Below are 10,560 nucleotides of genomic sequence, written 5' to 3'. Positions count from 1 at the left end.
CTACTGATCTGCACAGTTGATGTGCCAGGAGGGTGTGTCGGGGCCTGAGGCCCCGACACACCCTCCTCCTGTATCCCCTAACTGACCACCAACTCATGAAGGAGTACCACCATGAAGACCACGCGTCGTTGGGTTCGTCGGGCCACCACCATCAGCGCCGCCGCCGCCCTGACCATCGCCCCCGCAGCCGCCGCCAACGCCCTCGGCCTCGAACACGACGCCGAAGGCACCTCCTAGCCAGGCGTCACGAGCGATTTCGCTCCAGTGCCCGGGAAGTTGTCACTGGCGTGACAATTTCTCGGGCTCTGGCATGTCCACTCTCGCGAATCGCTGGACTAGGCGTGGCCTGCGGCTTTGAATGGCGCGTGACGCAGACCACACCCGCCGCCGTGCGTGCACGCGTGACGGGTCGAGCTCGAAGGAGAGCCACGATGAGTGTTGACCCCCAGAACACCCGCGGTTGGCCAGAGCCAACACCCCGCCACCGCCCCGGACGTGTGCTGGCCGCCGCGGTCGCCTCCCTCGGCCTGACCCTCAGCGCACTCGCCGCCATCCCAGCCAACGCCGTCACCCCCGTACCCCTCGCTCAAGCCGGATCCATCGTCAGCTGGGGACGCGCGACCGAATCGGGAGCCACGACCGTCCCCGCAGCCCTGTCGGACACAGCCATCACTGCCATCGCTAATGGGCACAGCTTCTCGGTTGCGCTGACCGGCGACAACCGGGTCGTGGCCTGGGGCCACAACGGCACCCAGGGCGCTCAGCCGCAGAAGGTGCCCGCAAGCCTCAACGGCGTCAAGGTGAAAGCCATCGCCGCGAGCGCGGACAACGCTGGCGTCGTGACACAAGCCGGCACTGTTGTCGGCTGGGGCTATAAAGCGATCACGGGCGATCCGACAAAGGTGCCCGCCGGGCTGTCAGGTGTCGTCGACCTCACGATCGGCGCGAAGCACGCGGCCGCGGTCAAGAGCGATGGCACCGTTGTCACGTGGGGAAACCTCGCTAGCGGCGGCGCACTCGCGGTTCCTGCCGGGCTGACTGGTGTCAAGAAGGTTGCCGCCGGCGACAGCCATACCTACGCGCTCAAGAGTGACGGGACCGTCGTCGCCTGGGGACTCAACAACGTCGGTCAGCTCGACCTCCCTGCCGAGCTGACCATCCCTGGCAACGTCAAGTCCATCGCTAGCCGCCGCTTGGGCGGTCTCGCCCTACTCGCGGACGGCACAGTGCGGCAGTGGGGCCCGCAGGACGCGTATCCCATCCCTGCTTCGCTGACCGGCAAGACGGTAGTTGCGATCAGCGCCCAGTACGTCGAGGCAATGGCGCTGGACTCCGAGGGCGGGATTCACCGCTGGGACGACTCCTCGGATCCCGCAATGGAAGTGCCTTCCTCGCTGAGCGGCGCGCCGGTCACAGCTATCGCCGCCGGCGGAGCGCACGACTCCGTGATCGTGGCGGATGTGAAGACCGCTGTTGTGCCTCGCGTCACCGGCGTGGCACGGCCCGGCCAGACTCTGACCGGCACCGCGGGCACCTTCTCCGGCGCCCCCGACAACGTCACGAACCAGTGGCTGGCCAACGGCACCCCGATCGCGGGCGCCACCGGCACCAGCCTCGCACTGAACGCCACACACCTTGGCAAGCGCATCACCTACCGCACAACCGCCACCAAGGGCGCGCTCACCCGCACCGCCACCTCCACCCCCACCTCCCCAGTCGCCAAACCCACCCCCACAGTGGGACTGGCGGCGCCTGCGGGTGCGTACGGACGTGCAGGAACGGTCACCGTCACCGTCTCCAACAGCGCCACAGGCACCGTCACCCTCACCTTGAACGGCCGCTCACTCGGCGCCAAGACACTGTCCAGAGGCCGAACGCTCTACTCGATCCCACGAACCACCACCCCCGGCCGATGGACCCTACGCGCCTCCTACCACGGCAACACCACCCTCAACACGGCCACACGCACCACCACCTACACCGTCACCAAAGCCCGCCCCGGCACCGTAAAGACCAAAATCACCAAGAAGCCCTCCAGCCGCAAGAAGGGCAAGGCCACCATCACCATCGCCCGCCCCACCGGCCTGACCGCCCCCAGAGGCAAGGTCACCCTCGTACTCAAAAAGGGCTCCAAGAAACTCAAGACCACCGCCACCGTCCGCAACGGCAAAGCCACCGTCAAACTCCCCAAGACCACACGCGGCACCTGGAAAATCACCACCACCTACACCGGCGACACCCGCTACACCCCCGCCAAAGCCAAAACCATCAAGCACAGAAGCAAATAGTCAGTCGTCTACAGCCGACCGGGGTCTCGATGCCAGCTACATGGCCATCGAGACCCCGATCGGTCCAGGTGGCACACATGTCACCCTCACGCTTCTCGCTCTCGGTGGTCCCCGTCGGGCACTGCCTCGTCGCCGCGACGGCCGCTGGCACCTCGAAGCGGGAGTCCTCACCGCTCCAGCGGATCCCGCCACGCTCGACGGGAATGGCGCCACCCTCGTTAACATCGCCGTTTCAACGTCGCGATCAAGCGCTGCAACGTCATCGGCGCGATGGTCACCGCTGCCCAAGACCTGGCCGACGCTGGGCCCGGCGCTCGGCTCAGTGCCTTCCCTCAACCGTCGGCTGTTTCAGGCCCTTCTCACTCGTTGCTCGTAGCCGGATCACGACGGAGCGAGCGGGGGTGTAGCGGGTGTCGCCGGTGTAGGTGGTGGTGATTTTCCAGGTGCCGCGTGTGGTCTTGGGGAGTTTGACGGTGGCTTTGCCGTTGCGGACGGTGGCGGTGGTCTTGAGTTTCTTGGAGCCCTTTTTGAGTACGAGGGTGACCTTGCCTCTGGGGGCGGTCAGGCCGGTGGGGCGGGCGATGGTGATGGTGGCCTTGCCCTTCTTGCGGCTGGAGGGCTTCTTGGTGATTTTGGTCTTTACGGTGCCGGGGCGGGCTTTGGTGACGGTGTAGGTGGTGGTGCGTGTGGCCGTGTTGAGGGTGGTGTTGCCGTGGTAGGAGGCGCGTAGGGTCCATCGGCCGGGGGTGGTGGTTCGTGGGATCGAGTAGAGCGCTCGGCCTCTGGACAGTGTCTTGGCGCCGAGTGAGCGGCCGTTCAAGGTGAGGGTGACGGTGCCTGTGGCGCTGTTGGAGACGGTGACGGTGACCGTTCCTGCACGTCCGTATGCACCCGCAGGCGCCGCCAGTCCCACTGTGGGCGTTGATCGTGGCCGCCCGACGACTTGCACCGCCACCGATTCGGCAGTCCCCGACGGAAACCCGACCTGCGAGGCCGTCACCTTGACAGTGACCCTCGCCCCGGCATCCGCCGGCGTCACGACGTAGGTCGGACCCAGCGCCGGCCTCGCGACTCCGTCCTCGCCGACCGTCGTGATCGGCGCGCCATTCCGGAACCACATATAGGAGTAGTCCCACCTGGTTCGCGCCGTGTTCCACGTTCCTGGATCGGCGGTCATGATCGTCCCGGTATCGACGGTCGCGCGATCGGTCTCGATTGACGGACGAACCTGGTTCGTTGCGACACACGGTCGCGCTGACGTGTCTACACCTTCGTCGAACCCGTTCACGCAGCTGCGCTCAGGCGTGATCGATGGCGTCTGCGCGAAGAAGTCCCGAGGCACGAGTTGGAACCGCTGCCAGTGGACCTGCATCGGCGACTGGTCCTCGTCGCGATCCACATGGTGGAAGCCGACGTTGACCCACGCGACAGGATCCGTCAGCGGCGCGTCGTCGTTGGCGACGTAGTCGAGGATGCTGTCGTTCGGACAGCCGGGGTTGAGGTTGTCGGACGCGTATTCTTCGCAGTCACGCTTGTTGGTGAATGTCACGAGCGGCTGCGTGACCGACGCGAAGTGGTCGACTGGGTTCCGGTTGACGAGTTCGTACGACCTCGCGTGGCCGTCTTTGTTCAGCGAGTCCGGATTGACGACCCGCCACCACGTGAGCTCGTTGTGATCGTCGCCGGGGATCGACGAGAACGCCGCATCCTCAACAGTCCCCCTCCCGTGCACCGTCCACGAGGACGGACCTTCTGGCGGCCGCGCATAGTCCCACCGCTCGACACGTTGGTGCTCGCCGGAGTCGACCCCGAAGTCGACGCGATAGATCGCGTTGTGCCAGTGCGAGGCGCCATACCGCTGCTCCCCTTCCGTCGCCGAACCGAGTGGCCACCCCTCCTCGGGAGCTGTCGGGAAGAACATCGCTCCTGGCGCGACGTCGCCGGTTGCCCCGAGACCCACGTCAATCTGCCCATGGTCGTCGAACGTCACCTTCTGCTGGTACTCATACCAGGAGATCTTCGAGACCGAAGAAACCTCGAGCCCCGTGCCGTGCTCGACGAACCGTGGCCCGCCGCCGGACAGCCTCTCCTGCGAGTGGGTGGCGAGCCCCGTCCCCACCTCGTCGACGCAGATCCCCGGCATGGTTCGCTCGATGAGCTCGCCGAACAACATGAACGACTGGGTGACGTCGCGAGCCTCTCCAGGGCACAGCTCGGGACTCTGCTCGACGAGGTGCTCGTCGCCGAACCCGTACTCGGTGATGTCGTTGTACTGGATCGCGCCCGTGTCATAGGGGACGTTGAGCTGCGCGAGGTAGAGCTGATCGATGACACGCTTGTAGCCCTCGTACTCGTAGTCACCGGTCGCCGGTCTGAACTCGACCTTCTCGAGCACGAGGCCCTTGATCGGGTGGATGCGTGCACACATCCGCCACGCGGCACCGTTCTCGAGCGTCTTCTCGACGAGCGCGTCACCACAACCCAGACCGGGTGCCTCAGAGTGCGCGGCCGGGGCCGCGCCGCCGGCCAGCAGTCCTCCGGCGACCGCCGTTGCGACGCCAACGGCGACACGGGCAGGGGAAGGGCTACGCATCACGGTGCCTCTCAATGGAGCCGGACTATCGAGCGATCGGACAGGTTGATGACGAAGTCCGTGGTGTCGAGATAGGTACCCGACGGCGCACGGATGCCGAGTTGTGCGCACCGCTCGGCACCGCACTCCCGACCGCCATCTGTCGTCCCGTCGTACGTCCACACCCCGGCGACGTACGACACCTGCTCTTCGGAGAGAAGCGGCACCCCCTCGGAGCGCTCGAACTCACGCGTGAACCGCAGTGTCTCGCCCTCTGCCTCGAGGGCGTGCCGCATCGCCGTCTCCGTCTCACCGGCAGACAGCGGTGGCTGGAGCGACGCGGCGCTCAGACTCTCGACAACCTTCCCGGCCCGGAGGTCGACGGTCTGGTGGTACGTCGTGTCGGCCGTGTAGTCGTAGAGGACCACCAACGCCTTGCGTCCCGAGGAGTCGACATCGGTGGGAACATCGGCATACAGGAACTCCGGCATGCTCTCCCCCCGCACGTCCCTCGCAGAGGCAGGCACACTGTCGTCGCCCTGAGCGACGCGGATCGCGTACCCGCTCTCCTCAGGCGACAGCGGCTCGCGCGGTTCGCGCAACTTGGGGCGCTCGGTCGGCAGCGAGCCGTCGCCCGAGACGACGAACCTCGATCTCGACTGGTCGCGATCCTCTTCCGCACCGCCGCTGCTGCTGAGTGCAACGACCGCCAAGGCCGACAAAGCCGCGACGACCACGGCGCCGGCTACTCGCGTACGACCCGGCGCTGTCGTCAACGGCTCAGACCCTCTCGTGAGCAGAAGAGTAGAGAGCGTCGGCGTCTGCATCCGCTGCAGCGAGTGCATCAGCGACCTGGGGGTGGCCCAGGTGACTCGCGCGCCCCGCTTCGGTCAGCCACACCGGCGTGACCGCTTCGAGGACCATCAGCAATGTCATTCGCTGGTCGGGATCGGCCAGGGCCGAAGCGAAGTCCACCTTCAGACGCCTCATCCGCCTCCGAACCGTCTGATCGTGGACTTTGAGCACATTCGCGAGCGCCGGAGCACTCGCGCGTGATCGGAGCCAAAGGAGAAGCGTCTCCGCGAGACCGGCGCGGACATAGGGCTTCTCCCTCATGAGAGGGGCAAGCACCTCGTCACAGATCCCCCGCCCAAGTGCCGGATCCGCGTGGAGCCAGAGAGCGCTGCGGTAGTTCGCGCAGTCAATCACCTCAGCTGAGGCGATCAACCCCTGCCGCGAGAGCCTTATCGCGCGGCGAGTCCACCTCGCAGCGTGGTGGGCTTCGTCGGTCGGCACCGGCCAGCTCATCGCGATCGGCCCGGTGATCGGAAGCGCACCGAGAGCCTCAACCGCGGCCTCGCTCTGCGATGCGTCCACGATCATGCTGACGTAGCGCTCCGTCACCCGGCAGAGGACTCGCCGGTCATCCGCCGGTGCGATCGGGAGACGTGGGCGTACGAGGTCCGCCGAGACGACCACGCACTTGGCCGGCAGCGGCCAGGCGGCCGCTACCGCTATCGCCCGTACGTCATCCGCCGGCGCACCTCTGAGGACAGCCTCCGCTAGTCGTCGACGAATCACCTCCGGATCTCGGGTGTTGCGCGAGGCGTTGAAGCCGACATCGACCTGGTCGACGAGATGCTGCAGGAACGCGAAAAGCACATCGCCCAGCGACCCGATCGCTTCGGGTGGAAGCCCGAGCTCATCAGCGGCCTGCCGCAGCTCGTGCCACGCGCTGGTCGTCGCAACCTGCGACGCGGCGCGAATGAGGTCGATCCCGGCGGGGCCGCGGGACTCTGCACTGCCGCCCATGCGCCTGAAGACCTCGTCCACTCGGTCGCAGGCCACAGGGAGGCCCTCGAGGAGGTCGACGAAGAGTCCCACACCCTCCAGGACCGCAGTCTCGACGACCTCGCGACGTCGCTCACCAGTGGCGGCGTAGGTCCCGACCCCGTCGAGGATCTGCGCGCTTATCCGGCTGACGAGTGCCGGAACGGACGAGCGGATCGTCCGCATCTGGTCAGGGAGCTGCGGATAGTGCTCACGCACGCGGTCCAAGGCATCCATTGCGTGGTCGTAGAAGCCCGACGGGTCGTTGGTCATCGAACCGATCACACCTCGCTCACACGGGTGACGCCGTACCTGACGGTCTGGCGCAACGCTCGCCGCTCGCATGTGGCCCCCTTCCGGGCGCTGGCACTCACGGACTGTGAAGGGAGACCAGGGACCCCCGAGCGGTGTGGTCTCGATCACGCGCTCAGTCAAAATGACACCGGTGAGGTCGTCCAGCCGAATTCGTGTCCCTGCCTGAGAAAACCCCAAATCTTGTAACGCGAGTGACAAGATCCCGATCCGGGGATGACACAAATCCTCGAGACGTGGTGCATTGTGGTGGCGCTCAGACTCACCCGCCACCCCCGAGGCGCCGTGATCAATTCGTGATCTTCACTTGTCACCCGCGTCACAAAAATGGACGCTCCGCACCCAAGACTGGCCGGAATCAGTTGCGACGCGGCCGCGGATATGGCTACTTCAGAGTGTCGCCCCCTACCACGACTCGGCTGTTCGCTTGCCCTGAACAGCCGGTGGAGGGAGAGGGCCATGTCGCTTGCCACCGCCCAAAGGACGGCCACATGCCGTCCCGAGAAGACGCCGTCAGCCGCTTTCGACGGGTGGCACCACTACCGGGGGCGCGCCACTGTCGGCGCTGCCGTCGAGCGCGCAGTCCTCGACGGAGGACCACTCGATTCGATCCGCCGCCGAGCGATCGGCGCGAGTATCGCCGCGTACCGTGACACGACCTCGGGTGTCTTCGTGGTGCCGCACGCTGCGGCCGAGGCACTCCACGAGCTCGGCCATCGCCACGCGATGATCGGAGGCGACCTCGAAGGGCTTCGCGAGCTGTTCGCTTCGGCGCAGCGCGCGGCGCTCGAGACATTGGCGACCGCCCGCCGCCTCGCGCCCAAGCGTCATCATGCTCTGTCCGACACGGAGCGAGTGTGCGCGTTCGTTCGCGTCTTCTTCGACCGGGCCTGCGAGGGCTTCACGCACACCTCCCACATCCTGACTCTCCGTCCGCAGGACAGAAGAGAGCGTCTCCGTGCCGCGCTCTTCCGTCCGGGTACCCGCACGAACGCTCTGCTTGAGATCTGCGGCCTGGACGCCAGTCGCCCGCATCTCGCCGTCGTGGCGACGGGTGAAGAGCTGCCTCGCAGGCTTCTCACCCACGCCCAGACCGTCGCCGGGCTCGACCCACACGAGTGCCTCGTTCCCGCAGGGTGGACGATCACGTCGCTGCGCCCGCTCCCTGGTGGGCAGGTCGTGCTCGGCCCGGTCACGTCCCTCGCCGAGTCGGGCGACTCAGTCGATCTAGCCCGTCGCGGCGCTGCCACGCTTCGCAGGGGGGTCGCCACCGATCGCCGCGCAGTGGTCCCGTTCGGCGAACTCGATGCCGACACGCTTCTGCTCGCAGGGAACGCGGCACTCCCGGACCTGCTGATCGAGCGGCACCTCGGCGCGCTTCAAGCACTCCGGCCCGCCCGGCGCCTCCAGCTCGGCATTTTCCTCCTTGAATGGCTCGAAAGCGGGAAGCCCCTTACCCGCGTAGGCGCAACGCTCGGCATCCCGCCGCAGACAGCAAGCGCACACATGAGCGCCCTTCGCGAACTGCTCGGTGACAAGCTCGCGTCCTCGACATGCCGCCAGGAGCTCAGGATCGCGCTCCACTCGGCTGTCAGGCGCTGGGAGGAGGAGCTCCCGTGAACGGCGAGAAGGCGCTGATTCTTGTCATCTACATCACAAATTCTTGCCTCCAGGGTGCGCAGCCTTGCCGATTTCATTGCCTCCCGTCGTACCGCTGTGGCTAGATCACGCTCACACACCCATAAGCGCCTGGCAGGCGCCCCCCGGATCTCTGGCGCACGTCACCCCGCGACGCCAGCAGCACAAAGGAGAAACCACGATGAGAACTCTCGTTCGGCAGGGGGCGACAGTTGCCGTCGCCAGCGCTGTCGCCCTAGTCGGCCTCGGTGCGCCGGCGACCGCCGCGCCGGGTGTGCCCGTCAACCCGGCCAACGCAGGCAAGGCGGTCGTCTGGGGCGCTGAAAGCCTGGAGAACTCCCTGCCGCCTTCGTTGGACGGGAAGCGTGTGACAGCGATCGATGCGGCTGCCTCCTACAGTGTGGCCCTCACCGCCGACGGGTCGGTGGTGGCGTGGGGCGACCCGGACAAGGCCATGGTCCACGGGGTGCCCGCTGGACTCGCCAACCTCAAGGCCGTCTCCGCGGGCCAGCAGAATGTGGTGGCAATCAAGTCCGACGGGACCGCTGTCGCGTGGGGCGACGCCACCGGGATCGAAGTGATTCCCGGCGACCTCGGCCGGGTCTCCGCAGTCGACGTCGGTCTCTCCGCATTCGCACTCAAGACCGACGGCACGGTTCGCGTCTGGGGTGGCCCCACGGCCGCCCTCCTCGCACCCCCTGCCGGGTTGAGCAACGTCGTGAACATCGCCGCCGGGAACCTGTTTGCCCTGGCACTCAAGGCCGACGGCACCGTCGTCGCCTGGGGGTTGACACCGCCCACCATCCCCGACGAAGTGCAGGGCGAGGTTACGGGCATCGGAGCCGGGCAGGGGACCGCAGCCCTCATCACCTCCGACGGCAAGGTCACTGTGCTCGGCGAGCGCGCGGCCGATGTCCAGCCAGCTGGCCTCGCATCCGAGGTCGTGACAGATGTCGACGTCGAGACGACCATCGTCGCCCGTACGGCCTCCGGCAAGGCGTTCTCGTGGGGGGGCAACCCGGTAAACCCCGACCTTTCGCTCCTCAACACTCTGCCTGCCTCGCTCGACGGAGCACCTGTCTCCACGATCGTCGCGGGGACCAGACACAACCTCGCACTAGTCGCGACATTCGGCGCCATCAGCAAGCCGACGATCGCAGGCACTGCGAGGTCAGGCCAGACACTCACCGCGGCCGACGCCGAGTTCTCTATGGAACCCGAGAACGTGACGACGCAGTGGCAGGCGAACGGCCAGCCAATCACCGGAGCGACGAGCAGCACCCTCAAGCTGACCGATGCTCACATCGGCAAGTCCATCTCGGTCTCCCAGACCGCCACCAAGGGCTCCGAGTCGGCAACCGCCACGTCGGCCTCGACGGCGGCCGTCGCGTCGGCTCAGGTCAACTCCACACTGCGCGCGACCGCCGCTGCCGTTCGGTACGGGGCCGCACCGCGGGTGACCGTCGCTGTGGCACCGACGAACGCCGCGGGCCGAGTCGACGTCTACAAGGGCGCCACACGGCTTGGGTCGGCCAATGCCGTCAAGGGTCGCGCCGTTGTCGTGCTGTCGCGGACTGCACTGAAGCCCGGAACGCACACCCTGTCAGTGCGGTACGCCGGTAATGCCAGCACGAAGCCCTCCAGCACCTCGGCCCGCCTGGTCGTCGCGAAGGCGAGCGCGAAGGTGCGCGCATCGGTGGCGACCAAGAAGATCGTCGCGAAGAAGACCAAGGCCAAGGTACGCGTGACCGTCAGGGCAACTGGCGTCACACCGACCGGCAAGGTCGCGGTCTACCTCGGCAAGCGCAAACTCGGGACGGCCACCCTCCGTGGCGGCAAGGCGACGATCAAGCTCAAGGCGCTCCCGAAGGCCGGCAAGGCGAAGCTGAGCATCCGCTACCTCGGGAGCAGCACCGTCAA

General features: G+C 66.8%; 7 protein-coding genes. 4 read left to right on the top strand and 3 right to left on the bottom strand.

What is annotated here, in order from left to right:
• Positions 1-111: 111 nt before the first annotated feature.
• The gene (locus ACFSDF_RS10455; protein ID WP_377157440.1) at positions 112-237 is read left to right on the top strand and encodes a hypothetical protein; all 126 of its coding nucleotides are present in this window, start codon (positions 112-114) and stop codon (positions 235-237) included.
• A 194-nt stretch (positions 238-431) separates the two neighbouring features.
• Positions 432-2,288 carry an Ig-like domain repeat protein gene (locus tag ACFSDF_RS10450; RefSeq protein ID WP_377157438.1) on the top strand — a complete coding sequence of 619 codons (1,857 nt, stop codon included), beginning with the start codon at positions 432-434 and terminating at the stop codon, positions 2,286-2,288.
• Positions 2,289-2,607: 319 nt separating this feature from the next.
• Here ACFSDF_RS10450 and ACFSDF_RS10445 read toward each other — a convergent pair whose 3' ends face one another.
• The 3 genes from ACFSDF_RS10445 to ACFSDF_RS10435 form a co-directional block, all read right to left on the bottom strand.
• Positions 2,608-4,716 (bottom strand): copper amine oxidase, encoded by a 2,109-nt coding sequence (locus ACFSDF_RS10445; protein ID WP_377159042.1) that lies wholly within the window; start codon positions 4,714-4,716, stop codon positions 2,608-2,610.
• Between the two features lie 176 nt (positions 4,717-4,892).
• Positions 4,893-5,636: a hypothetical protein gene (locus tag ACFSDF_RS10440; protein WP_377157436.1), complete on the bottom strand. Its 744-nt coding sequence runs from the start codon at positions 5,634-5,636 to the stop codon at positions 4,893-4,895.
• Between the two features lie 4 nt (positions 5,637-5,640).
• On the bottom strand, positions 5,641-6,963 hold the full coding sequence (locus tag ACFSDF_RS10435) for a helix-turn-helix domain-containing protein (protein WP_167248758.1): 1,323 nt from the start codon (positions 6,961-6,963) through the stop codon (positions 5,641-5,643).
• A 420-nt stretch (positions 6,964-7,383) separates the two neighbouring features.
• Here ACFSDF_RS10435 and ACFSDF_RS10430 point away from each other — a divergent pair, with 420 nt between their 5' ends.
• Both ACFSDF_RS10430 and ACFSDF_RS10425 read left to right on the top strand, forming a co-directional pair.
• Complete coding sequence (locus tag ACFSDF_RS10430) at positions 7,384-8,622, top strand: helix-turn-helix domain-containing protein (RefSeq protein WP_167248760.1); 1,239 nt, start codon at positions 7,384-7,386, stop codon at positions 8,620-8,622.
• Between the two features lie 199 nt (positions 8,623-8,821).
• Positions 8,822-10,560, top strand: a 1,739-nt coding sequence (locus ACFSDF_RS10425; protein WP_377157433.1) for an Ig-like domain repeat protein, incomplete at its 3' end; no start/stop codon positions are given.

The organism is Mumia zhuanghuii (genome assembly GCF_042681565.1).
GTDB lineage: Bacteria > Actinomycetota > Actinomycetes > Propionibacteriales > Nocardioidaceae > Mumia.
This window is presented reverse-complemented; position numbering and strand designations above follow the sequence as displayed.

Excerpts from the sequence above, each read along its gene's own strand:
- ACFSDF_RS10435 (WP_167248758.1), bottom strand. The coding sequence starts at position 6,963 with ATGACCAACGACCCGTCGGGCTTCTACGACCACGCAATGGATGCCTTG.
- ACFSDF_RS10445 (WP_377159042.1), bottom strand. The coding sequence starts at position 4,716 with ATGTGTGCACGCATCCACCCGATCAAGGGCCTCGTGCTCGAGAAGGTC.
- ACFSDF_RS10450 (WP_377157438.1), top strand. The coding sequence starts at position 432 with ATGAGTGTTGACCCCCAGAACACCCGCGGTTGGCCAGAGCCAACACCC.
- ACFSDF_RS10455 (WP_377157440.1), top strand. The coding sequence starts at position 112 with ATGAAGACCACGCGTCGTTGGGTTCGTCGGGCCACCACCATCAGCGCC.
- ACFSDF_RS10430 (WP_167248760.1), top strand. The coding sequence starts at position 7,384 with ATGGCTACTTCAGAGTGTCGCCCCCTACCACGACTCGGCTGTTCGCTT.